Genomic DNA, 22,557 nt, shown 5'->3' with positions numbered 1-22,557 from the left:
GCCCCGCCGTCAGGGTGTGTGGGCACAGCACAGGATGCCCATCATGGATCTGCTGGCCAGTCTGCTCTTCTCCCTCTCCATCACAGGCCCCATCTGCGTGGTGCTGCTGCTCGGCATCTTGCTCAAGCGGTTGGGGCTGCTGCCGGATCCCTTTACCGAATCCGCCTCGCGACTGGTGTTTCAGGTCACCCTGCCCGCTCTGCTCTTTCTCAGTATTCTGGGTACCAACTTCGCCACCATGCCGAGCCTCTGGTTTATCGGCTATGGCCTGCTCGCCACCGTTATCAGCTATCTGGTGCTGGAGCTGCTGGCCGGGCGTTTTATCGGGGAGCAGCGGCTGCGCGGCATCTTCGTGCAGGGGAGCTTTCGCGGCAACAGCGCCATTATCGGGCTCGCCTATGTGCAGAACGCCTACGGCCACGAAGGGTTGGGGGCGGCAGCCTTCTATGTCGGTGCGGTGACCGTGCTCTACAACATTCTCGCGGTGATCACCCTCACCCGCAGTCTCGGCGGCGCCACCGGTATCCGCCCCATTCTGCTCGGCATCATCAAGAATCCCCTGATCATCGCCATTGTGGCGGCGCTGCCGTTTACCCTGCTCGGTATCAAGATGCCGCAACTGCTGCTCACCACCGGCAGCTACTTCGCCAACATGACGTTGCCGCTGGCGCTGCTCTGCACCGGCGCCTCCCTCAGCCTCAATGCCCTGCGTGGTGGTGCAGCCATTGCGGGCTGGGCCAGCATCATGCGGCTCTGTCTCATTCCGGCAGCTTGTACCCTGGGGGCGGCTCTGCTCGGCTTCAGCCATCTGGAGCTGGGTATTCTGTTTCTCATCAGCGCTACCCCGACTGCCGCCGCCAGCTATGTGATGACCCGCGCCATGGGGGGCGACAGCGTGCTGGCCGCAAACATCATCGCCACCACCACCCTCGGTTCGCTGGTCACTACCAGCCTCGGGGCAACTCTGATGAATTATCTCGGTCTTATGTACTGACCCTACCCGAGGAAACAGCCAACCTCATCGCCACCACCACCCTCGGCTCGCTGGTTACTACCAGCCTCGGGGCGACTCTGATGAACTATCTGGGTCTTATGTACTGACGGCTTGACCTTGCCGGAGGCGGCAGCTTTAGGCTGGCGCTCATCAACAGAGGAGATATTCCATGACCATCGAACTCACCGTGTCCGGCATGTCCTGTGGTGGCTGCGCCGCCAGTCTGCAAAAAGCGCTGCTGGCCCAGCCTGCGGTCATCACCGCAACCGTCGATTTCGCCAGCAGCAAGGCCGTTATCGAGAGCGAGCTGAGCAAGGCAGAACTGATCGCCCTGATCGAAGCCAAGGGTTTCTCTGCGAGTTAAATTATCTCCATAGAGGTATAAAACAGGTTAAAAATCTGTACTCACCTGTCTTTTGGTGAGTTTTATCACAGACCCGGGTTATTAAACGGGCAAACTTGCTGCGATTATTCCAACCACAAGGATTTGCAGCATGACCCTACCGATCCGCAAGACCCTGCTCGCCGCCGTCGTCGGCCTGACCCTCTCCCCCATGGCGATGGCGCTGCCCAACGTCCATATTCTGGCAACCGGCGGCACCATTGCCGGGGCTGGCCAGTCGGCTACCCAGTCCAACTACGAGGCTGGCAAGGTGGCCATCGAAACCCTGATCGCCGCTGTGCCCGAGATGAAGAACGTGGCCGATGTGCAGGGTGAGCAGGTGGTGAAGATCGGCTCCCAGGACATGAACGACGAGGTGTGGCTCAAGCTGGCCAAACGGGTCAACGAGCTGCTGGCCAAGGATGACGTGGATGGCATCGTCATCACCCACGGCACCGACACCATGGAAGAGACCGCCTACTTCCTCAATCTGACCGTCAAGAGCGACAAGCCGGTGGTACTGGTCGGCGCCATGCGCCCCTCCACCGCCATGAGTGCTGATGGCCCGCTCAACCTCTACAACGCCGTGGTGACCGCCTCCGACCCCGCCTCCAAAGGCCGTGGCGTGATGGTGGCGATGAACGACACCGTGCTGGATGCCCGCGACGTCACCAAGACCAACACCACCGGGGTGCAGACCTTCGCTTCCCCAACTTTGGCCCGTTGGGTTACATCCACAACGGCAAGATCGACTATCAGCGCAGCCCGGCCCGCCTGCACACCAGCAAGACGCCGTTTGACGTGAGCAAGCTCGACAAGCTGCCGCAAGTGGGCATCGTCTACAGCTACGCCAACGCCACCGACTTGCCGGCCAAGGCGATGGTGGATGCCAAGTTCGACGGCATCGTCAGCGCCGGGGTGGGCAACGGCAACCTCTACCACACCCTGTTTGATACCCTGGCCAAGGCGAGCAAGGATGGCATCCGCGTAGTGCGCTCCGCCCGCGTGCCGACCGGCGCCACCACCCTGGATGCCGAGATCGATGATGCCAAGTACGGCTTCGTGGCCTCCGGCACTCTCAACCCGCAGAAAGCGCGGGTGCTGCTGATGCTCTCCCTGACCCAGAGCAAGGACCCGGCCCAGATCCAGCGCTGGTTCCAGCAGTTCTGATAACGGTTGTCTGACAAGTGACAAGCAAGGGCGGGACTTCCCGCCCTTTTCACTCCTGCAATGCTGCCTCGCCCATTACGCCGTTTGACGGGGTCGACCTTCCCTTTTCCGGCCATCTTTTTCAGCCATCACAAAGCGCTGTCATCAAATTAGCGAGCCGGATCACCCGCTTTCACAAGCGCATCGCCGCCAAATTCATTACACTGCCAGCGATCTTATCCACTCAAGGAGTGCTGTTGCTGTATGGAAATATTGATCCTGCTGGGATTGATTTTGCTTAATGGCGTCTTCGCCATGTCAGAAATCGCCATCGTCACCGCACGCAAGGCTCGCCTCGGCAAGCTTGCCTCTGAAGGCAACCGCTCCGCCGCCATTGCCCTCAAACTGGGCGAAGACCCGACCCATTTTCTCTCTGCCGTCCAGATCGGCATTACCAGCATAGGTCTGCTCAACGGTATCTACGGCGAATCCCTGCTGGCCCAGCCCTTCTCCCTCTGGTTGCAGGAGTGGGGGCTCCCGGCCAAGAGCAGTGGCCTGATCGCCACCATCATAGTGGTGGTGGTGGTTACTTACCTCTCCATCGTGGTGGGGGAGCTGGTGCCCAAGCGGCTCGGCCAGCTCAATGCCGAGCGCATCGCCTGTCTGGTGGCCCGCCCCATGCACTGGCTCGCCACCCTGACCCGCCCCTTCGTCTGGCTGCTGTCGGCCTCCACCAATGCCAGCCTGCGGCTGCTGCGGGTCAACCAGAACGGCAGCGCCAACGTTACCGAGGAGGAGATCCACGCCATGCTGGTGGAAGGATCGGAAGCCGGGGTGATCGAGGATCATGAGCACACCATGCTGCGCAACGTCTTCCGTCTCGACGAGCGCAGCCTCTCCTCCCTGATGGTGCCGCGCAGCGATATCCGCTATCTGGATCTGGCGCTGCCGCTGGAGACCAACCTGCAGCGGCTGGTGGAGTATCGCCACAGCTATTTTCCGGTCTGCGACGGCAACCTGTCAGAATTGGTGGGTATCATCAATGTCAGCAAGGTGCTGCACGCCTATATCAAGGGGGAGCCCATCGATCTGGCTGCCCTGACCCAGGAGGGCAGCCTGCTGCCCGAGACCCTCAACGGCGTCGAGCTGCTCAACCACTTCCGCACCCACAGCGAACAGATGGCGCTGGTGGTGGACGAATATGGCGAGTTGCAGGGACTGGTCACCCAGCAGGATCTGCTGGAGGCGCTGGCGGGGGATTTCCAGCAGGAGGATGGCGAGGACAACTGGGCCTTCCGGCGCGCCGATGGCAGCTGGCTGCTCGACGGCCTGATCCCGTTGCCGGAATTAAAGGACTGTCTGGAGCTGGTTCGTCTGCCAGAAGAAGAAAAACATCACTATCACACCCTCGGAGGGCTTATCATGCTGCTCCTTGGTCGTGTTCCACAAACCGGAGACCTGGTGACACTGGAACAGTGGCAACTGGAAATTGTTGACATGGATGGCCTGCGCATCGACAAGGTGCTCGCCATGCCCTTGACCGATCAACCCAGCTAACCTGCGGAGTTTGCAAGTATGGAGCAGTTTTACCAACTGGCTCACGCCTTTATGAATCACGATCTGAACACACTTTCCGATCCCAAGATGGCCTTCATGATCTGTGGTGTGATTCTGACGTTTCTGGTACTGGAAAACGGATTCATCCCTACCGCCTTTCTGCCCGGTGACAGCCTGCTGATCCTCACCGGCGTGCTCATCTATCAGGATGTGTTGTCTCTCGGGGTGATCCCGCTGTTGATCATGGCTACCTTTGTCGGCACCTGGCTCGGTTACATGCAGGGGCGCTTTCTCGGCCACACCCAGCTCTACCATCGGCTGATGTCCCACGTGGAAGAGCGACACCAGCAGAAGGTCTACCACCTGCTGGACAAGTACGGGATCATCACCCTGATCACCGCGCGCTATATCGCCTTCGTGCGCACCGCCTACCCCTATATCGTGGGAGCTACCGAGCTGCCCCAGGGGCGCTTCCTCATCGTCAATCTGATCAGCTCCATCATGTGGATCTGCCCGCTGGTCGGGTTTGGCTACTACCTGAGCCACACCAAGCTGGCCGCCGAATACCAGACCCAGTTCTTCAATATCATCATCTATCTGCCGGTGGCCCTGCTGGTGGGTGGCATGGTGGCACTGGTCTGGCGCTGGATCAGCAAACGCAGGGCTGCGCAGCCGCGGGATTGACCCCTCGCCCAACGCCCGACCCGAAAGCCCTCGCCAGAGGGCTTTTTTGATCGCCAATTTCGCGCAAATAGCAGAAATAGTCCCGCTCGGCCCTTGTAAAGCCGGGGTAAAAATGAGTGAATCTAGCGCCTTTTTTTGGATGGGAATGGAGTCGGTTGTATGTGGTGTCGGATTCGCGCAGCAGCGCTGGTTGTCGGGTTGATGGGAATACTGGGATTGCCTGCGGTCAGCGCGGCCCCCAACCCTGCCAAACTGGAAGTACGCTCGAGCAGCGCCCTGGTCGTGGATGTAAAAACGGGCAAGACGCTCTACCAGAAGAATGCCACCAAGGTACGTCCCATCGCCTCCCTCACCAAGCTGATGACAGCGCTGGTGGTGCTGGATGCCAAGCAGAATCTCAACCAGACCATTACGGTCGACAAAAACGATCTGGATCGGGTCAAACATACTCATTCACGCATCCGCATGGGCACCAAGGTGACCCGCCGCGACGCCCTGCATCTGGCATTGATGTCCTCCGAAAACCGGATGGCCTCGGCACTGGCGCGTCACTATCCGGGCGGTCGCAGCGCCTTCGTGCGAGCCATGAACAACAAGGCCAGACAGCTGGGTATGCGTAATACCCACTTCTACGACTCCACCGGCCTCTCCACCCGCAACGTCTCTACCGCCCAGGATCTGGGCAAGCTGGCTGCCGCCGCCTATCGTCAGCCGCTGATCCGTCAGTTCACTCAGGATGAGAACCGGGAGATGCGCTTCAGCTCCCCCGCCTACAGCCTGATGTTCAACAACACCAACCCGCTGGTAAAAAACCCGGATTGGGACGTGCGCCTCTCCAAGACCGGCTTCACTGACGAAGCGGGACGCTGTCTGGTGATGCGCGCCAAACCGGACAGCCGCGAGCTCGCCATCGTGCTACTCAACTCGGTGGGCAAACGCACCCCTATCGGCGATGCCAACCGCATTCGCAAATGGTTGAAAAGCTGAGTAAATATCTCGACACAAAAGGATGCTGCGGCATCCTTTTTTATTGCCCGCAAAACGCCTCTGCAGGCCTTGCAGGATGTTGATAGCCAAACCCTGAGTGATGAGCTGCGCGTCATCTGCCGTTGCAACTGCAGGCATACAAGGCGCGTGTAGATAAGGCAAAGGGTGGCAAGGAGTTGCACCGCTCAGAAGAACTGTGCGCAATCACAGAAAGGAGAAGAAATAAGGACAAGAACAGACTGGATGGCCATCCAGCCGCTATAACGCGAAAACGGATCCGCACCAAAGAGTTAAATGTCGCCCATAAAAAAACAGCCCCGACCGAAGTCGAGGCTGTCTGTATGGTGCGCCCGAGAGGATTCGAACCTCTGACCACCTGGTTCGTAGCCAGGTACTCTATCCAGCTGAGCTACGGGCGCTCATAAACTTTGGTACTGCTTGAAATATGGTGCGCCCGAGAGGATTCGAACCTCTGACCACCTGGTTCGTAGCCAGGTACTCTATCCAGCTGAGCTACGGGCGCTCACAAACTTTTGTGTACTGCTTGAAAAATGGTGCGCCCGAGAGGATTCGAACCTCTGACCACCTGGTTCGTAGCCAGGTACTCTATCCAGCTGAGCTACGGGCGCTCATAAATCGTTGTGTCGTTTTAAATGGTGCGCCCGAGAGGATTCGAACCTCTGACCACCTGGTTCGTAGCCAGGTACTCTATCCAGCTGAGCTACGGGCGCCCTGTTTTAAAACGATAAAAAAAGCTTACTTATCAGTAAGCCTTTTCCAAAGTGCCGACTTGCTGATGGTCAACACATGACTCTTGCTTGAGTCGTAATATGGTGCGCCCGAGAGGATTCGAACCTCTGACCACCTGGTTCGTAGCCAGGTACTCTATCCAGCTGAGCTACGGGCGCAAATGGCGGAGAAGGGGGGATTCGAACCCCCGATGCGGGTATAAGCCGCATACTCCCTTAGCAGGGGAGCGCCTTCAGCCTCTCGGCCACCTCTCCGTTTGCGGGGCTGATAATACTTCACAGGGATTTTTAGTCAAACACTTTTTTGGAGAAAAAAGTGCGTTCGCTCAGCATTTGGTCAAAGCGTGGAATATTCAAACAATATCGACACTTATCCCGCAGTTTCGCGCCCTGCAGGGCGATTTCAGGGGACCGGAAAAACAAAAGGCGACACATGAGGTGTCGCCTTGTCACAGCCATGAAAGTGGCTTAGAAGCCCGGTTGACCCGGAACTTTCTCGGCCTGGATGCGCTGGTAGATCTCTTCGCGGTGTACGGAGACCTCTTTCGGCGCGTTAACACCGATACGGACCTGGTTGCCTTTAACGCCCAGTACGGTGACAGTCACTTCATCACCAATCATCAGGGTTTCCCCAACACGACGAGTCAAAATAAGCATTCGCTTGCTCCTGTATCCTGTTTTGTTTTTATATCGATATGCGACATTATCTAACAAAGATACCGATATGGTAAATGGTTGAAACTAAATCAATCAGAGATTGTTAGCCCAAGGGCTGCTCTTGCGGTGCCTGATCCAACCCGAAAGCCGCGTGCAGGGCTCGCACCGCCAACTCCAGATACTTCTCGTCAATCACCACAGAGATTTTGATTTCAGAGGTCGAGATCAACTGCATGTTGATCCCCTCCTCGCCCAATACCTTGAACATGGTGCGCGCAACACCGGGATGGTTCCACATGCCGACACCGACAATGGAAACCTTGGCAATTTCGCCATTTCCCTGCACGCAGGAGGCGCCAAGTTCGGTGGCGGTCTCCTCCAGCAGTGCCCGGGCGCGGCGATAGTCGTCACGATTCACCGTGAAGGTGAAGTCGGCGGTGCCATCTCCCAGGGTGTTCTGCACAATCATGTCGACATCAATGTTGGCGTCGCTGATCGGATTCAGGATCTGCGCGGCAACGGTTGGTCTGTCCGGCACGCCCAGAATGGTCAGGCTGGCCTCGTTGCGGTTAAAAGCGATCCCGGATACCAGGGGAGCTTCCATCCTATCACCTCCATATGTGATTAAGGTTCCCTCTCCATCGATAAAGCTCGACAGCACCCGCAGCGGGACGCGGTACTTGCCCGCAAACTCCACCGAGCGGATCTGCAACACCTTGGCGCCGAGACTGGCCATCTCCAGCATCTCCTCGAAGGTGATGGTGTCGAGACGACGCGCCTTGGGCTCGATGCGCGGATCCGTGGTGTATACCCCATCCACATCGGTAAAGATCTGGCACTCATCGGCCTTGATGGCCGCAGCCACGGCAACCGCCGTGGTATCCGAACCGCCGCGGCCCAGGGTTGTGATGGCGTTATGCTCGTCACGGCCCTGGAAACCGGCGATCACCACCACCTTGCCCGCAGCCAGTTCGGCATGAACCAGCTCGGTGTCGATGTGGGTGATGCGCGCCTTGCCATAGGCGGAATCGGTGTGAATCCGTACCTGATCACCGGTCATTGAGACCGCAGGACAACCGCGTTTGTTCAACGCGATGGCCAGCAGCGCTATGGTGACCTGCTCACCGGTGGAGACCAGTACATCCATCTCCCGCCGGTTGGCATCAGGATCCAGCTGCTGGGCCATGCCCAGCAACCGGTTGGTTTCGCCCGACATGGCGGAGACAACCACCACCACGTCGTGTCCCTGGGCGCGGGTCTGCTCGACCCGCTCAGCTACCGCCTCGATCCGCTCCAGTGTGCCGACCGAAGTGCCGCCGTACTTCTGTACATAGAGTGCCACAGATCACCTCGCCCGATTACAGGCGCTCTTCCAGCCAGGAGTGAACGGATTGCAGCGCTGCCGGCACTGCCTCAGGCTGGGTACCACCCGCCTGTGCCATGTCCGGACGGCCACCGCCCTTGCCACCCACCTGCTGGGCAACCAGATTGACCAGCTCACCGGCCTTGACCTTGCCGGTCAGGTCGTTGGTGACACCGGCGATCAGGTTAACCTTGCCGTCGGCACAGGTGGCCAGCAGTACAACACCGGACTTCATCTGGTTCTTCAGCTCGTCCAGCATGCCGCGCAGGGATTTCGGATCGGCCCCTTCCAGCGCCGCAACCAGCACCTTCTGACCGTTGATCTCGATCACCTGACCCAGCAGGTCGTTACCAGCCTGAGCAGCCAGCTTGGCCTTGAGCTGCTCCAGCTCGCGCTCCATCATCTTGGCCTTGTCCAGCATCTGGCGAACCTTGTCGGCGATGCAGAACTGGTCACCTTTCACCAGTGCAGCAGCCTCTTCGATCTGCTCGCCAACCTGATGCATGAAGTCGATGGCCGCTTTGCCGGTCACCGCTTCGATACGGCGCACGCCAGCTGCGATGCCGCTCTCGGCGATGATCTTGAAGAAGCCGATATCACCGGTGCGCTTGGCGTGAGTACCGCCGCACAGCTCGGTGGAGTAGTCGCCCATGCGCACCACGCGCACGTCGTCTTCATATTTCTCACCAAACAGCGCCATGGCACCGGCGGACTTGGCCGCTTCCAGATCCATCAGCTGGGTGGTGATTTCGTGGTTGGCGCGGATCTGGTTGTTGACCAGCTCCTCGACCCGGCGAATGGTCGCCATGGTCAGCCCCTCGAAGTGGGAGAAGTCAAAGCGCATGCGCTCGGCCCCTACCAGAGAACCTTTCTGGGTGACATGCTCGCCCAGAGCCTGACGCAGGGCAGCGTGCAGCAGGTGAGTCACGGAGTGGTTCAGGGCGATGGCCTGACGACGATCGCCATCAACCACGGCTTCCACTTCGGCGCCCTTCTCCAGAGTGCCCAGCTCCATGTAGCCCTTGTGGATGATCGCCTTGCCCGCTTTCAGGGTGTCGGTCACGGCAAAGATGCCGTCGTCCACTTTCAGGGTACCGCTGTCGCCAATCTGGCCGCCGGATTCAGCGTAGAAGGGGGTCTCTTCCAGCACGATGACGGCTTCGTCACCGGCGATAAGACCGCTTACCTCTTCCACACCCTTGTAGATACCGACCACGCGGGTACGCTCGGTCAGGGTCTTGTAACCGGTGAAGGGGGTCTCGAAGTCGAGCTTGAGCATCTCGTTGTAGTTCACACCGAAGCTGGAGGCCTCTTTGGCGCGAGCACGCTGCTTCTCCATCTCGGCCTTGAAGCCCTCTTCGTCGATGCCGATCTCGCGCTCGCGCACCACGTCGGCAGTCAGGTCGGCCGGGAAGCCGTAAGTGTCATAGAGCTTGAACACCACTTCGCCCGGAATAACCTTGGCATCACCCAGGTTGGCCAGAGCGTCTTCCAGCAGCAGCAGACCGCGATCCAGGGTGCGGACAAACTGCTCCTCTTCGATGCGCAGCACGCGCTCGACCAGCGGCAGCTGGGCGATCAGCTCGGCAGCGACATCCTTCATCTGCACTGCCAGCTCGGCAGCCAGTTTGTAGAAGAAGACATCGGTAGCGCCCAGCTTGCGACCGTGACGCACGGCGCGGCGGATGATGCGACGCAACACATAGCCACGACCTTCGTTGGACGGCATCACGCCATCTGCCACCAGGAAGGCGCAGGAGCGGATGTGGTCCGCGATGACGCGCAGGGACTGGTTGCTCAGATCGGTGGTGCCGACAATCTCGGCCGCTTTCTTGATCAGCGCCTGGAAGATGTCGATTTCGTAGTTGGAGTGGACACCCTGCATGATGGCGGAGATACGCTCCAGACCCATGCCGGTATCCACGGACGGACGCGGCAGCGGCTCCATGGTGCCGTCAGCCTGACGGTTGAACTGCATGAAGACCACGTTCCAGATCTCGATGAAACGGTCGCCATCCTCTTCCGGTGAGCCGGGACGGCCACCCCAGATGTGATCGCCGTGGTCATAGAAGATCTCGGTGCAAGGACCGCACGGGCCGGTATCGCCCATCGCCCAGAAGTTGTCGGAAGCGTAAGGGGCACCCTTGTTGTCACCGATGCGGACGATGCGATCGGCCGGGACACCGACCTCTTTTTCCCAGATATCAAAAGCTTCATCGTCAGTCGCGTAGACGGTCACCAGCAGGCGATCTTTCGGCAGCTGCAGCACCTCGGTCAGGAAGCCCCATGCAAACTTGATGGCATCCTGCTTGAAGTAGTCACCGAAGCTGAAGTTGCCCAGCATTTCAAAGAAGGTGTGGTGACGAGCGGTATAGCCGACGTTTTCCAGATCGTTGTGCTTACCACCGGCACGCACGCAACGCTGAGAAGTCGTCGCGCGATTGTAGGCACGCTTGTCTGCGCCAAGGAACACGTCCTTGAACTGGTTCATACCCGCGTTGGTAAACAACAGGGTCGGGTCGTTATGCGGTACCAGCGAGCTGGAGGAGACAACCTGGTGCCCCTGGGAACGGAAATACTCGAGAAACGCAGCGCGAATCTCTGACGTGGACATATACATGGAAAATCCTGCTTGATTCGAATACGGACTTTTAACCGCATTAATGTAAGTTTTCTGCGGGGTAAAGTAAAACGGACAGGGCCGCCACGGGCGAAAAAGCGCACATAAACGGGCCAGAAAAGAGCGCCACTGCTCACAGTGGCTTTTTTCACTGTCGAGAGGCAAAAAAGCAGCGCAGAAAGAGGGATGAGATGAACAAAAGGCGGCTTTTTCGGAATTGCGCTCGCAACCTACTGAGCCGGCAGGAAAAACCGGCCACAAGGAGAGGTAAGACGGCTGTTGCCACGCAGTGGCGTTACTCCTCCCGCTCCTGCAGGGCCGAGATGGCATAACGGGCCTGATCCTGGGTAAAACCGCGCCCCAGCAGATATTTGAGCCACTTCATCCGCAGCTTGAAATCGGCCAGATCGGCAATTTTTGCCCGTCGTTCCAGCAGTTCGAAGGCGAGCTCGAACCAGTCCAGCTCCGGCTGCTCGAAAGCGGCATCGATCTGGCCATCGTCCAACCCCTTGCGACGCAGGTCGAAACGGATCTTGAGTGGGCCGTGTCCCTTGGCGGCTCCGGCCCGCACCGCCATGGCACCATAGCGCTCGTCATTGACCCAGTTATAACCGCGGCAGTAGTCGACCACCGCCTCGATTACCTCTTCCTGATAGCCCTGCTGGCGCAGGCGTCTGGCCAGCTCCGACTCGGCACTCTCGCGGCGGGCCAGACTGCGCATGGCATAGCCGCGGGCTGCGGCCAGCTGTTCGGCAAAGGTCGGCTCGGCGGGCTCGAGCGGTTCGGTCACGGATTCATCTACCATCATAAATAACAAGGCCGGGTATCTACCCGGCCTTCCTTTGTTCCTTATTCGAACTCTTGTTCGCTTTCGGCATCGAACTCTTCTGCCTCAACCGGTGCTGACTTGTCATCGACAGGTACGGCACCGGAGAGCAGCAGCTCGCGCAGTTTGGCTTCCACTTCGCCAGCCAGCGCCTTGTTCTCGGCGAATAGCTTCATCACGTTGGCCTTGCCCTGACCAATCTTCTCGCCGTTGTAGCTGTACCAGGCGCCCGCCTTGTCGATCAGCTTGTGCTTGACGCCGAGATCCACCAGCTCGCCCTCTTTGGAGATGCCGGCACCGTAGAAGATCTGGAATTCGGCCTGCTTGAAGGGAGGTGCCACCTTGTTCTTCACTACCTTGACGCGGGTCTCGTTACCGACCACTTCATCGCCTTCCTTGATGGCGCCGGTACGACGGATATCCAGACGCACGGAGGCGTAGAACTTGAGCGCGTTACCACCGGTAGTGGTCTCCGGGCTACCGAACATGACGCCGATCTTCATCCGGATCTGGTTGATGAAGATGCACAAGCAGTTGGCGTTTTTGATGTTGGCGGTCAGCTTGCGCAGCGCCTGGGACATCAGACGAGCCTGCAGGCCAACGTGGGAGTCACCCATCTCCCCTTCGATTTCCGCTTTCGGAGTCAGGGCCGCCACGGAGTCGACGATGATGACGTCAACGGCGTTGGAGCGAACCAGCATGTCGCAGATCTCCAGCGCCTGTTCACCTGTATCCGGCTGGGAGATGAGCAGGTCGTCGACGTTGACGCCCAGCTTGGCGGCATAGATGGGATCCAGCGCGTGCTCCGCATCGACGAAGGCACAGGTCTTGCCCTTCTTCTGGGCTTCGGCGATCACCTGCAGGGTGAGGGTGGTTTTACCGGAAGATTCCGGGCCGTAGATCTCGACGATACGACCGCACGGCAGACCACCGATCCCCAACGCCACGTCCAGAGAGAGGGAGCCGGTGGAGATGGCTTCGATATCCATGGTCTTGCTGTCGCCCAGACGCATGATGGAGCCTTTGCCGAACTGCTTTTCAATCTGACCCAGCGCAGCCGCCAGTGCCTTCTGTTTGTTCTGATCCATGCCAATCTCCGCTGGAAATCGTGAGTAAAAAATGAAGTTGGGCTAAGTATACTGTCTATTCATACAGTATCAAGCCCAATTTATCTGAGCAGGGCCAACAGACCCGACAAGGCCTGTCTCACCGCCTGCTGGCGCACCTGCCGGCGATCCCCGTCGAAGCGGGCCAGCAGGGAGTGGTGGCGGCCATTGCTGTCGGCCCAGGCGAACCAGACGGTGCCGACCGGCTTGCCCTCGGTCGCGCCGCCGGGGCCGGCGATACCACTGATAGCAACGCTAATGGAGGCAGACGAGTGCGCCAGCGCGCCGCGGGCCATCTCCAGCACCACAGCCTCGCTCACCGCGCCGTGCCGCTCAAGGCTCTCGCGGCTCACCCCCAACATCTGCTGCTTGGCCTCGTTGGTGTAGGTGACAAAGCCGCGATCGAACCAGCCGGAGCTACCCGCGATGTCGGTGATGGCCGTAGCCACCCCACCGCCGGTACAGGATTCGGCGGTCGCCGCCAGCCAGCCCCGTTGACCAAGGGCCCGCCCCAGCTCGATGGCGAGGTGCTCTATCTCTGCGTCCAGTTTCATCACAGCTCCTTCTGATTCGTGGAAAGGGCACATTATGCGATCCCGCAGCAGCCCCTCGCAACTGAGCTGATTGTCACAAGGCTGATGACTCGCATCAGCCAAATGGTGGTGTGAGCCAACCTCCCCCGGCGCGGCGCTTATGTGTAGAATGGCGCCATCAAGCTTAAGGCTCATCACCGCAGACCCGGGCCCGCAGAGGCCCCTTCTGGAATAGAACATGACCGCACAACACCAAGCTACTGGCGCTGCGCCAAGCGCCAATCTCAGCGCCCACACGCCCATGATGCAGCAGTATCTGACCCTCAAGGCCGAGAACCCGGAGATCCTGCTGTTCTACCGGATGGGCGACTTCTACGAGTTGTTCTATGACGATGCCCGCAAGGCCTCCCAGCTGCTCGACATCTCCCTGACCAAGCGCGGCCAGTCGGCCGGCAGCCCCATCCCGATGGCAGGCGTGCCCTATCACGCCATCGAGGGTTATCTGGCCAAGCTAGTGCAGCTCGGCGAGTCGGCCGCCATCTGTGAGCAGGTGGGAGACCCCGCCACCAGCAAGGGGCCGGTGGAGCGCAAGGTCATTCGCATCATCACCCCGGGCACCGTCTCCGACGAGGCGCTGCTCAGCGAGCGGCAGGACAACCTGATCGCCGCCGTCTATCACGATGGCTGCCGCTTCGGTTACGGCACCATGGACATCGGCTCCGGCCGCTTCTTCATCAACCAGTTCGAGAAAGAAGAGACCCTGCTGGCAGAGCTGCAGCGCACCAATCCGGCCGAACTGCTCTACCCGGAATCCTTCGAGTTTCTGCACCATATCGAGGGTCGCCGCGGCCTGCGTCGCCGCCCGGAGTGGGAGTTTGAGCTGGGCACCGCTCGCAAGCTGCTCTGCCAGCAGTTCGGCACCCAGGATCTGGTGGGATTTGGCGTCGACAAGAGCGAGACCGCCCTGTGCGCCGCTGGCTGCCTGATGCAGTACGTCAAGGACACCCAGCGCACCGCCCTGCCCCACATCCGCAACGTGCGCCTCGAGCAGCCGGATCACGCGGTCATCATGGATGCCGCCACCCGCCGCAATCTGGAGCTGACCCAGAATCTGGCCGGTGGCTATGAAAATACCCTGGCCGAGGTGCTGGATCGCACCGCCACCCCCATGGGCAGCCGCCTGCTCAAGCGCTGGATCCACCAGCCGATCCGCGATCGGGTGATCCTGAAAGGCCGCCAGAGCACCATCCATACGCTTATCGAGCAGAACCTCTACGACGAGTTGGGCAACCTGCTGCGTCAGGTGGGTGATGTGGAACGGGTACTGGCCCGTCTCGCCCTGCGCTCGGCCCGCCCGCGCGACCTCACCCGCCTGCGTCAGGCCTTCGCCCAGTTGCCCGAATTGCAGCGCTTGCTGGCGGATAACGAGCACGAAGCGGTGCAACAGCTGGCCGAGCGGGCCAGCACCTTCCCCGAGCTGCTCGACCTGCTGGAGCGCGCGGTGATGGAGGTGCCGCCGGTGCTGATCCGCGATGGCGGCGTGATCCGTGAAGGGTTCAACGCCGAGCTGGACGAGCTGCGGGATCTGGCCAACGGCGCCACCGCCAGCCTCGCCCGCATCGAGGAGCGGGAAAAGCTGCTGACCGGCATCAACACCCTCAAGGTGGGTTACAACAAGGTGCACGGCTTCTATATCGAGGTGAGCCGCGCCAACAGCCATCTGGTGCCGGCCCACTACATCCGCCGCCAGACCCTCAAGAACAACGAACGCTACATTATCGACGAGCTGAAGAAGTACGAGGATCGGGTGCTCACTGCCCAGGCGCAGGCGCTGGCGCTGGAGAAACGGCTCTACGAAGAGCTGCTCGATGCCCTGCTGCCGCATCTGGGCGATCTGCAGGAGTCTGCTGCTGCGCTGGCGGAGCTGGACGTGCTGGCCAACCTGGCCGAGCGGGCCGAGACCCTCGACTATCGCTGCCCCACCCTCATCGACGAAGATCAGATCCTCATCGAGGCGGGCCGCCATCCGGTGGTGGAGCAGGTGATGACCGACCCCTTCATCGCCAACCCGATCCGGCTGGAGCGGGAGCGGCGGATGCTGATCATCACCGGCCCCAACATGGGCGGTAAATCGACCTACATGCGCCAGACCGCGCTGATCGTGCTGCTGGCCCATATCGGCGCCTTCGTCCCGGCCGACAGTGCCCGCATCGGCCCCATCGACCGCATCTTCACCCGCATCGGAGCCTCGGATGATCTGGCCTCAGGAAGATCCACCTTTATGGTGGAGATGACCGAGACCGCCAATATCCTCAACAACGCCACCGCCCGCAGTCTGGTGCTGATGGACGAGATCGGCCGCGGCACCAGCACCTACGACGGTCTCTCGCTGGCGTGGGCCTGCGCCGAGCAGCTGGCGAGCAAGATCGGCGCCTACACCCTGTTTGCCACCCACTACTTCGAGCTGACCCGCCTGCCGGAGCTGATGAGCGGGCTGGCCAACGTCCACCTCGATGCGGTGGAGCACGGCGACACCATCGCCTTTATGCACGCGGTGCAGGAAGGGGCGGCCAGCCGCTCCTACGGTCTGCAAGTTGCCGCACTGGCGGGGGTGCCGAAATCGGTGATCCAGCAGGCCCGTCACAAACTGCATGAGCTGGAGAGCGCCACCCCGGTAGCCGCCGGTGAAACCCGCCCGGCCCCGGTGGCCATAGCGCCCCAGAGCCATCCGGTAGTCGATGAGCTGGAAGCGGTGCGTCCCGACGAGCTCACCCCGCGGCAGGCGCTGGATCTGCTCTATCGCCTCAAGCAGATGCTGTAATCAGCGACTGCCGCACAAGCATGCAAAAGGGGAACCGCGAGGTTCCCCTTTTTATATTCAGCACCCGGCAAACCAGTCAGGCCACCGCCCGCACCTCTCCACGGGCCCGCAACAGACTCTGGCGCCCCTGCCAGTAACCCTGCAGATAACCGGACTCCAGCTTGACCGGATCCTGGGTAAAACGGGAAACCATGAAATCGGCCGGTGGCGCGATCACTTCGATCTCGCAATCGGCAGGGGGATTGGCAATGAAATCGAGTGCCCGGTTGTAGGCGAGATCCCGCTCCAGCATGGCTTGCGCCAGCGCCGGCTGGGTTTTCAGCAAGGCTTTGACCATCCAGCAAAAACGGGCCGGCTTCTTGCGATAGCCCCGGGGCTCCGACAGCACCACCGTCATCCGACGCGCCCCGCGCCGATAGGCCTCGATCACCGGAATGGAGTCGCTGATGCCGCCATCAGCCATGGGGCGACCATCGACGCAGGGGGTATCGTGCTGCACCACCGGCAGAGCGCAGGTGGCGGTCAGCACCTCATCCATGTTGTCGGGCCGCACCGGCAGATAGATGGCCTTGCCGCTCGCCACATCGGTCGCCACCGCGTAGAAGGGAATGTCGCGGGCGCAGAAGGTGTCGAGATCGAGCGGGAAGCGATGGCGACTGGCCTGCCACAGCCAGCCGATATCCACCAGATCGCCCCCTTTGACGAAACGCAGGGGATCGAGAAACCGGGAGCTGCAAGCCAGCTCGGTGATGATGTGGTGGCTGCGGCGCGGCTGCTCGCTCAGATAAGAGACCAGATTGGTGGCACCGGCCGAGACGCCCATGACGAAATCGAACGGATAGTGATGGCTTTCCACGAAGGCATCGAGCACGCCGCTGGCAAAGATGCCGCGCATGGCGCCCCCTTCGACAATCAGGGCGCAAGGGTGGGGATTAAACATAACAAGGCTCCGTCAGCTGTAATACCTGCCGGGATCGATCCCGGCCCAGTGATGGACGCCTTCATGCAGAACATCAAGACGCCGCAGCAGGACGATTCAGGCTCACTCGCACAAGCCAGAAGCGGGCAGGAGCAAACCTGAACCGTGAAGCGACCCCCAGTATATGCAGCGCACCAACCTTCAAAAAATGAATTTAAATAATAAAAAACATGCCTTTTTGGCATGATTTAGCACATCAGCAGAGACGGCCCTTTATCCGGTAACAGCACCATCAGGATCAAGGCAGCCCGGGCCCGAACGTCCCGTCGACGGGGTTGTAGTGGTAGGCCCGATAATCAAAATCCACCTTATCCAAGCGCGGATTGGCCAACTCGAACAACAGGCGTCTGGGGAGCTGCGCCTGCTCGAGGGAAGGTTTGAAGTGGCGCAGCCAGAGCTGTTGCAACGAGCCATCCCGCCACGCCAGCTTGAGCCCGACCGAGAGGCGGCGGATGGCGGCCTGATTATCCTTGTGGGTGTAGAAGAGGTGGAGGAAGGGATAGTGCAGCGCCACTCGCCGATCCACGGTGAGGCCGGGCAGATCACTGTGCTGCTCCTGCTCGATAAAGAGCTCGTTGGCACCGCGGCAGAAGAGATCGATGCGGCCACGGGCCACCAGCTTGAACAGCCGCTCGTAACCGTCGATCTCCTGCACCTTGAATCCCCCGTGACGCAGGATCTCCGCATCCTGCCAGCCACGCCCCTGCCCGTGCAGAAATTGCTGCAGTTCGGTCAGGGTATTGACCCTTGCCACCGCATCGGCCTGCTGCGGACTGACAAAACAGATGCGATAACCGAGGATGCCCAGCTCCACCGGAAAACGGACGTAATCCAGCGCTCCACTCTCTGCGGCCGGACGCAGACTGTCGGCCACAAACAGATTGGGGTATTGCTGAGTCTGCACAATCTGTCGCATCCGGATACGGTTCATCGGCGGCGCGGTCCGCAGCTCGTAGTCACCGAAGCTGTCGCGGGTCTTCTCCAGCGCCAGCTGCAACAGATCGCGAAAATAGAGGGTACGCAAGTCCCGATCGCTCTCGGGGCTGATATGAGTGATGACGTCGCTCGCCCGAAGGGGACTGACAAGGAGGGAAAGGCTGCACAGCAGCAAGCAGGAAGCGAGGCGATGAAAGGTCATACTGCTCATCCCGGAAATACAGGCTCACTAGAGTGTAGCGCCGGGACGAGCCGCCTTCTAAAGGGAAGCCAGGCCTACCAGAACATCCGGCCCAGCAGGGGCGCCAGCAGCACGGTCACCATACCGGCGATCATCATCACCATACTGGAGACCACCCCCTCTTCATTACCCATCTGATAAGCCCTGGCAGTACCGGCACCGTGGGCCGAGGCGCCAAACCCCGCCCCTTTGCCGAGGCGGCTGCGAATGGCCAGCACGGTGAGCACGCTCTCCCCCACCGCCATACCAATCACCCCGGTCAGCACCACAAACAGCGCAGTGAGATCGCTCTGACCACCGATGGCGCGGGTCGCCTCCACCGCAAACGGCGTAGTGATGGAGCGCATCGCCAGACTGCGTTGCAACATGTCGGAGAGATCCAGCCAGCGGGCCAGCAGCACGGTACTGCCCACCGCCATGATGACCGAGGCGACCACCCCTACCGACAGCGACAACCAGTGGCGACGTATGAGCTGGCGGTTCTCGTAGACCGGCACCGCGAAGGCGACGGTGGCGGGGCCCAGCAGCCAGAGCAGCCAGTGGGATTCCGCCATGTAATCCTGATAGGGGATGTGGAACAGCAGCACCACGGCCACCAGCAGGGTCGGCGCCAGCAGCAGCGGCATCAGCGGCAGGATGCGCTTTTTGCCATAGAGCCATTTGCTGGCGTAGTAGAAGAGCAGGGTGAGGGCGAAACAGATCAGCCCGAGCAGGGTATCAGACATGACGGCGACTCCGGCGGGCCAGTTTCAGTTCGAGGCGGTAAACCCGATCCACCACCAGCGCCGTGGTGCCGAGCACTAGCGTAGTGCTCACCAGCAGCACCACCATGATGCGCCACCCCTCCTGCAACAGCAGATCCTGATAGTTGACCACCGCAACCACGGCGGGCACGAAGAAGAGCAGCATCTCCGCCAGCAGCCAGCGAGCCCCCGCGCTGAACCACTCGGCCTTTACCACCCCGAGCAGGATGCAGGCCAGCAGCAACAGCATGCCGGTGAGGTTGGCGGGCAGCGGCAGATGGAGGGTACGCACCGCGGTATCGGCCAGCAGCCAGATGGCTGCCAGCAACACAATCTGGAAGGGAGTCTGTAACCAGCGCAAGCAGAGGGCTTTCATGATCATCGTCTTTCTGTGAACCGGCTCACAGTATAGAGTTGAGCAAAACCTGCCAGAAATGAATTAAAATTATCGAATTCATGCCTCATAGGCATACTTCATCCCGTACCCGCCAACACGAGTCGAGAGAGTCCATGGATATTCGCGCCCTGCGCTATTTTGTCGAACTGGTGCGGGAAAAAAGCTTCACCCGCGCCTCTGAAAAGCTGTTCGTCACCCAGCCCACCATCAGCAAGATGATCCGCAATATCGAAGAGGAGCTGGGCCAACCCCTGCTCAACCGGGAAGGACGCCGCTTTACCCTGACCGACAGCGGCCAGGTGCTGTTCAACCGGGCCCAGACCATCTTGGCGGAGATGCAGCAGCTGGAGGCCGAACTGGCGGATCTGCAGAGCCTGCAACATGGTCGCCTCACCCTCGGCATTCCCCCCATGGTGGGTCACGTCTATGCGGATCTGATCCGCGCCTACCGCACCCTCTATCCCAAGGTGGAGCTGACCCTGGTGGAGTACGGCGGCCGCCGCATCGAACAGGCGGTGCTGGAGGGGGAGCTTGATCTCGCCATCACCATGCTGCCGACCAAAGAGGGGGGCGCCCTCAGCGCGCTGGAGCTGGATCAATACCCGATCCGGGTAGTGCTGCCAGATCAACCGCGCTGGCATGGCGAGGCACCGCTGCGGCTGGAGTCCCTGCAGGAGGAGCCCTTCCTGCTCTATACCCAGGCGTTTACCCTGAGCGAGCGGTTGGAGCAGGCGTGTCAGGAGGCGGGCTTTGTGCCGCAGGTGGCGGCGCGCAGCAGCCAGTGGGATTTTCTTACCGCCATGGTGCGCAGCGGCATGGGGGTCGCCTTCTTGCCGGAGCCGGTCTGCAACCGGCTGACCCCGGATGGTCTGGTGCTGCGGCCGCTGGAGCCCGAATTGAGCTGGCGACTCGGGGTGATCTGGCCGAGCGAGCGCTATCTCTCCCGCACAGCCGAGGCCTGGCTGGCCCTCTGCCGCCAGCGGCAGGCACCTCAGTAATCGCCGAAGCGATTGGTCTGCGGATTGTAGAAGTAGGGGCGGTAATCGAAGCTGATCCCGTCGAGGAAGGGATTATCCAGTCGCAACAGTCGGCGCTGGGAGAGCTTGGCAAAGGCGATAGCCGGGCCAAAGCTCTTGCGCCACAGCGCCTGTAGCGAGCCATCCTGCCACGCCAGCTGCAACCCCCGCTCGACCCGCTTGAGCGCCTCACGATTGCTGGGATTGGTGTAGAAGACCCGGGGCAGCGGGTAGTAGATCAACAGTGCGTCATCCACCAGCAGATCCGTCATCTCCTTGTGAGTAAGCTGCTCGCTACGCAGCTCGCTCACCCCGCGGCAGAAGAGATCGAAGCGGCCCCGCGCCACCATTTTGAACAGTTTCTCGTACCCCTCCACTTCCACCACATCCATCCCGGCGTAGCGCAGGATATCCACATCCAGCCACCCCTTGCCCTGACCGAAGGTGAACTGCCGCAGCCCCTTGAGGTCGGTCACTTTGCTCACCGCCGCCTTTTGCTGCGGGCTGACAAAACAGATGCGGTAGCTGACGATGCCCAGATGGATGGGAAAACGGACATAGGCGAGCCCCAGCTCCTCGCGGGTGCTGCTGTAGCTGTCCATTACAAAGAGGTTGGGATAACTGTCGAGCTGCATGCTGACCCGCTCGCGCGCCTTGGTCATGGGCGGTGCAGGCTCCAGCAGATAGTCGCCAAACTGGTCACGGGTCTTGTCGAGGGCGAGCCGCAGCAGCTCCCGATCATAGGTGGTACGCGGATCCCGCTCGCTCTCCGGGCTGATATAGGTAAACCGGGTGGCCGCCTGTCCGGTCAGCGACAACATGCAGAGCAGAGCGGTGGCCAGCAGATGCAGGGGTGACATAAACCGCGCCTTGGCTGAAGGGGGTACTTTCAGTGTAGCCCTGAGCGTGGGCACTCGGCCCTGCCACCACCCCACGCTCTCCTCCCCTTTTCGGCCAGTCGCATCCATCAGCCTACTCCCCCACCGGAGGCGTACTTCTGAGCGCTGTGGCATAACGCTGATAGGCAGCAGAGTCGCGCACCTGCTCGATGGTATCCCACACCTGTCGGCTTTGTCGGGGATGAGATTGATAAAAGCGGTGAGAGAAGACCAGATAGTAGGGCTTCTCCACCAGCACCGGCGACAGCCGCTCGATGCGAGTCTGCAACGCGGGATGGGCCGCCAGAATGCTGTCAGCCACCTCGGTCTGGATGGCGGTCGCCTGCGCCCGATCCATCACCAGCTTTTTCAAAATGATCAGCGGGTCACGGCTGGAGTCATCCACCTCGGCTCCCGCAGCCTGCAACAAGTCGACGATGGAAAATCCTGACTGGGCCGCAACCACGCCATTGACCCTGAGGGTGGTGCCATCCCACTGGCTCTTACCCCCCTTGAGTTGGTAGAGGCTGTAGCTCTCGGTCAGCAGCCGCTTGGCGGGGTCGGGTTTGCCCTCACGCATGGGATAAACCCCCACCCTGGTCGCCCGCTCGACGCTGTAACTCATCTTGATGGCCGCATCCATCTGGCCACTGCTCACCCGAGAGAGGCAGCGCTTCCACGGCAGCGGCGTCAGCACGATCTCGGCATCAAGAGCGGTAGCAACCGCCTTGAGGTGATACTGCACAACCCCCTCCCCCGATTGCAGCAGCCAAGGATAGGAATCACTGTTTTCAAAGCAGGTACGCAGCGTAAAGGCAGGGGCCGCACCGCCGGTCGCGGGCAGCAGCAACGCAATAAAGAGCAGATAGCGGGCAGATGCGCGCATGGGCCATATCCTTGGCGGCAATGATCTCTCCCTTACTCTATCAGAGCCTGCGC

At 60.5% G+C, this 22,557-nt stretch carries 19 protein-coding genes, 6 tRNA genes and 1 pseudogene; 8 read left to right on the top strand and 18 right to left on the bottom strand.

What is annotated here, in order from left to right; translation table 11 throughout:
* Nucleotides 1–43: 43 nt before the first annotated feature.
* The 6 genes and pseudogenes from ACTG2T_RS12105 to pbpG all read left to right on the top strand — a co-directional run bounded on the left by ACTG2T_RS12105 (nucleotide 44) and on the right by pbpG (nucleotide 5,753).
* Complete coding sequence (locus tag ACTG2T_RS12105) at nucleotides 44–994, top strand: AEC family transporter (protein WP_330125760.1); 951 nt, start codon at nucleotides 44–46, stop codon at nucleotides 992–994.
* A 169-nt stretch (nucleotides 995–1,163) separates the two neighbouring features.
* On the top strand, nucleotides 1,164–1,358 hold the full coding sequence (locus tag ACTG2T_RS12100; protein ID WP_005336048.1) for a heavy-metal-associated domain-containing protein: 195 nt from the start codon (nucleotides 1,164–1,166) through the stop codon (nucleotides 1,356–1,358).
* Between the two features lie 130 nt (nucleotides 1,359–1,488).
* Nucleotides 1,489–2,546: pseudogene (gene ansB, locus ACTG2T_RS12095) on the top strand (L-asparaginase 2).
* 243 nt (nucleotides 2,547–2,789) lie between these two features.
* Nucleotides 2,790–4,082 (top strand): hemolysin family protein, encoded by a 1,293-nt coding sequence (locus ACTG2T_RS12090; protein ID WP_005336050.1) that lies wholly within the window; start codon nucleotides 2,790–2,792, stop codon nucleotides 4,080–4,082.
* 18 nt (nucleotides 4,083–4,100) lie between these two features.
* Nucleotides 4,101–4,766: a DedA family protein gene (locus ACTG2T_RS12085; RefSeq protein ID WP_005343012.1), complete on the top strand. Its 666-nt coding sequence runs from the start codon at nucleotides 4,101–4,103 to the stop codon at nucleotides 4,764–4,766.
* A gap of 159 nt (nucleotides 4,767–4,925) precedes the next feature.
* Nucleotides 4,926–5,753: a D-alanyl-D-alanine endopeptidase gene (gene pbpG, locus ACTG2T_RS12080; RefSeq protein WP_330125761.1), complete on the top strand. Its 828-nt coding sequence runs from the start codon at nucleotides 4,926–4,928 to the stop codon at nucleotides 5,751–5,753.
* A gap of 342 nt (nucleotides 5,754–6,095) precedes the next feature.
* Here the strand turns inward: pbpG and ACTG2T_RS12075 are convergent.
* The 12 genes from ACTG2T_RS12075 to pncC form a co-directional block, all read right to left on the bottom strand.
* A tRNA-Arg gene (locus ACTG2T_RS12075) sits at nucleotides 6,096–6,172 on the bottom strand.
* 27 nt (nucleotides 6,173–6,199) lie between these two features.
* Nucleotides 6,200–6,276, bottom strand: a tRNA-Arg gene (locus tag ACTG2T_RS12070).
* 29 nt (nucleotides 6,277–6,305) lie between these two features.
* Nucleotides 6,306–6,382: transfer RNA gene (locus ACTG2T_RS12065), tRNA-Arg, on the bottom strand.
* A 25-nt stretch (nucleotides 6,383–6,407) separates the two neighbouring features.
* A tRNA-Arg gene (locus ACTG2T_RS12060) sits at nucleotides 6,408–6,484 on the bottom strand.
* A 100-nt stretch (nucleotides 6,485–6,584) separates the two neighbouring features.
* Nucleotides 6,585–6,661 (bottom strand) — tRNA-Arg (locus ACTG2T_RS12055).
* A 3-nt stretch (nucleotides 6,662–6,664) separates the two neighbouring features.
* Nucleotides 6,665–6,757: transfer RNA gene (locus ACTG2T_RS12050), tRNA-Ser, on the bottom strand.
* A gap of 213 nt (nucleotides 6,758–6,970) precedes the next feature.
* On the bottom strand, nucleotides 6,971–7,159 hold the full coding sequence (gene csrA / locus ACTG2T_RS12045) for a carbon storage regulator CsrA (protein WP_005336053.1): 189 nt from the start codon (nucleotides 7,157–7,159) through the stop codon (nucleotides 6,971–6,973).
* Nucleotides 7,160–7,262: 103 nt separating this feature from the next.
* Nucleotides 7,263–8,501: an aspartate kinase gene (locus tag ACTG2T_RS12040; protein ID WP_005336054.1), complete on the bottom strand. Its 1,239-nt coding sequence runs from the start codon at nucleotides 8,499–8,501 to the stop codon at nucleotides 7,263–7,265.
* 16 nt (nucleotides 8,502–8,517) lie between these two features.
* A complete protein-coding gene (gene alaS, locus ACTG2T_RS12035) occupies nucleotides 8,518–11,142 on the bottom strand; it encodes an alanine--tRNA ligase (RefSeq protein WP_005343004.1) in 2,625 nt (874 codons plus the stop codon).
* Nucleotides 11,143–11,437: 295 nt separating this feature from the next.
* The gene (locus ACTG2T_RS12030; protein WP_041210822.1) at nucleotides 11,438–11,947 is read right to left on the bottom strand and encodes a regulatory protein RecX; all 510 of its coding nucleotides are present in this window, start codon (nucleotides 11,945–11,947) and stop codon (nucleotides 11,438–11,440) included.
* Nucleotides 11,948–11,991: 44 nt separating this feature from the next.
* On the bottom strand, nucleotides 11,992–13,056 hold the full coding sequence (gene recA / locus ACTG2T_RS12025; protein ID WP_330124643.1) for a recombinase RecA: 1,065 nt from the start codon (nucleotides 13,054–13,056) through the stop codon (nucleotides 11,992–11,994).
* Between the two features lie 80 nt (nucleotides 13,057–13,136).
* Nucleotides 13,137–13,628 carry a nicotinamide-nucleotide amidase gene (gene pncC / locus ACTG2T_RS12020; protein ID WP_033115928.1) on the bottom strand — a complete coding sequence of 164 codons (492 nt, stop codon included), beginning with the start codon at nucleotides 13,626–13,628 and terminating at the stop codon, nucleotides 13,137–13,139.
* A 217-nt stretch (nucleotides 13,629–13,845) separates the two neighbouring features.
* Here pncC and mutS point away from each other — a divergent pair, with 217 nt between their 5' ends.
* Nucleotides 13,846–16,428 (top strand): DNA mismatch repair protein MutS, encoded by a 2,583-nt coding sequence (gene mutS / locus ACTG2T_RS12015; RefSeq protein ID WP_330124644.1) that lies wholly within the window; start codon nucleotides 13,846–13,848, stop codon nucleotides 16,426–16,428.
* A gap of 76 nt (nucleotides 16,429–16,504) precedes the next feature.
* On the opposite strand, the gene ACTG2T_RS12010 is transcribed toward mutS, so the two are convergent.
* The 4 genes from ACTG2T_RS12010 to ACTG2T_RS11995 all read right to left on the bottom strand — a co-directional run bounded on the left by ACTG2T_RS12010 (nucleotide 16,505) and on the right by ACTG2T_RS11995 (nucleotide 19,703).
* Entirely contained in the window at nucleotides 16,505–17,368 is an 864-nt protein-coding gene (locus tag ACTG2T_RS12010; protein ID WP_330124645.1) for a patatin-like phospholipase family protein, read from the bottom strand.
* A 277-nt stretch (nucleotides 17,369–17,645) separates the two neighbouring features.
* Nucleotides 17,646–18,545, bottom strand: coding sequence for a hypothetical protein (locus ACTG2T_RS12005; RefSeq protein ID WP_330124646.1), 900 nt, complete (start codon nucleotides 18,543–18,545; stop codon nucleotides 17,646–17,648).
* Between the two features lie 74 nt (nucleotides 18,546–18,619).
* A complete protein-coding gene (locus ACTG2T_RS12000; protein ID WP_005341581.1) occupies nucleotides 18,620–19,309 on the bottom strand; it encodes an LrgB family protein in 690 nt (229 codons plus the stop codon).
* A complete protein-coding gene (locus tag ACTG2T_RS11995; protein ID WP_040069042.1) occupies nucleotides 19,302–19,703 on the bottom strand; it encodes a CidA/LrgA family protein in 402 nt (133 codons plus the stop codon). Before ACTG2T_RS11995 ends, ACTG2T_RS12000 begins: the two co-directional genes overlap by 8 nt.
* 134 nt (nucleotides 19,704–19,837) lie before the next feature.
* On the opposite strand from ACTG2T_RS11995, the gene ACTG2T_RS11990 reads away from it, so the two are divergent.
* Nucleotides 19,838–20,722 carry a LysR family transcriptional regulator gene (locus tag ACTG2T_RS11990; RefSeq protein WP_139405121.1) on the top strand — a complete coding sequence of 295 codons (885 nt, stop codon included), beginning with the start codon at nucleotides 19,838–19,840 and terminating at the stop codon, nucleotides 20,720–20,722.
* Here ACTG2T_RS11990 and ACTG2T_RS11985 read toward each other — a convergent pair.
* Nucleotides 20,716–21,600, bottom strand: a complete 885-nt coding sequence (locus ACTG2T_RS11985) for a transporter substrate-binding domain-containing protein (protein ID WP_330124647.1) — start codon at nucleotides 21,598–21,600, stop codon at nucleotides 20,716–20,718. The genes ACTG2T_RS11990 and ACTG2T_RS11985 overlap by 7 nt on opposite strands.
* A gap of 112 nt (nucleotides 21,601–21,712) precedes the next feature.
* Complete coding sequence (locus ACTG2T_RS11980; protein WP_108612425.1) at nucleotides 21,713–22,504, bottom strand: transporter substrate-binding domain-containing protein; 792 nt, start codon at nucleotides 22,502–22,504, stop codon at nucleotides 21,713–21,715.
* Between the last annotated feature and the right edge of the window lie 53 nt (nucleotides 22,505–22,557).

Source organism: Aeromonas sp. 75A (assembly GCF_051919425.1).
Taxonomy (GTDB): domain Bacteria; phylum Pseudomonadota; class Gammaproteobacteria; order Enterobacterales; family Aeromonadaceae; genus Aeromonas; species Aeromonas veronii.
This window is presented reverse-complemented; position numbering and strand designations above follow the sequence as displayed.